The 1,285-nt window shown below is 52.3% G+C and carries 1 rRNA gene; it reads right to left on the bottom strand.

Annotation, left to right across the window (positions count from 1 at the left end):
* Positions 1-1,285, bottom strand: a 23S ribosomal RNA gene (locus tag ACSLUR_RS19055); the annotation flags it as partial.

Here is a 1,285-nt window from a genome sequence, read left to right as displayed (position 1 = left end):
CCCAGTGAGAACTCATCTCAAAGCCTGCTTCCCGCTTAGATGCTTTCAGCGGTTATCAGTTCCGAACGTAGCTACCCGGCAATGCTTCTGGCGAAACAACCGGAACACCAGAGGTTCGTCCACTCCGGTCCTCTCGTACTAGGAGCAGCCCTCTTCAATTCTCAAACGCCCACGGCAGATAGGGACCGAACTGTCTCACGACGTTCTAAACCCAGCTCGCGTACCACTTTAAATGGCGAACAGCCATACCCTTGGGACCGACTTCAGCCCCAGGATGTGATGAGCCGACATCGAGGTGCCAAACACCGCCGTCGATATGAACTCTTGGGCGGTATCAGCCTGTTATCCCCGGAGTACCTTTTATCCGTTGAGCGATGGCCCTTCCATACAGAACCACCGGATCACTATGACCTGCTTTCGCACCTGCTCGACGTGTCTGTCTCGCAGTTAAGCTGGCTTATGCCATTGCACTAACCGTACGATGTCCGACCGTACTTAGCCAACCTTCGTGCTCCTCCGTTACGCTTTGGGAGGAGACCGCCCCAGTCAAACTACCCACCAGACAGTGTCCCCAACCGAGATAATCGGCCTAGGTTAGAACATCACGCATACAAGGGTGGTATTTCAAGGTTGGCTCCACTCACACTGGCGTGCAAGTTTCAAAGCCTCCCACCTATCCTACACATGTAGGAGCAATGTTCACTGTCAAGCTATAGTAAAGGTTCACGGGGTCTTTCCGTCTAGCCGCGGGTATACGGCATCTTAACCGCAATTTCAATTTCACTGAGTCTCGGGTGGAGACAGTGTGGCCATGATTACGCCATTCGTGCAGGTCGGAACTTACCCGACAAGGAATTTCGCTACCTTAGGACCGTTATAGTTACGGCCGCCGTTTACCGGGGCTTCGATCATGAGCTTCGCAGAGCTAACCCAATCAATTAACCTTCCGGCACCGGGCAGGCGTCACACCGTATACGTCATCTTTCGATTTTGCACAGTGCTGTGTTTTTAATAAACAGTTCCAGCCACCTGGTTACTTCGACCGACCTCAGCTTAGGGAGCAAGTCCCATCACCAGAGCCGGCGTACCTTCTCCCGAAGTTACGGTACTATTTTGCCTAGTTCCTTCACCCGAGTTCTCTCAAGCGCCTTAGTATTCTCTACCTAACCACCTGTGTCGGTTTGGGGTACGGTTCCTTTATATCTATGCTTAGAAGCTTTTCCTGGAAGCAGGGCATCAACAACTTCAGCTCCGTAGAGCCTCGTCTCGTATCTCAGCCTTAAGA

This window comes from Thalassotalea montiporae (genome assembly GCF_053485855.1).
Note: the sequence above shows the minus strand (reverse complement) of the source record. Positions and strands in the feature narration are given on the sequence as shown.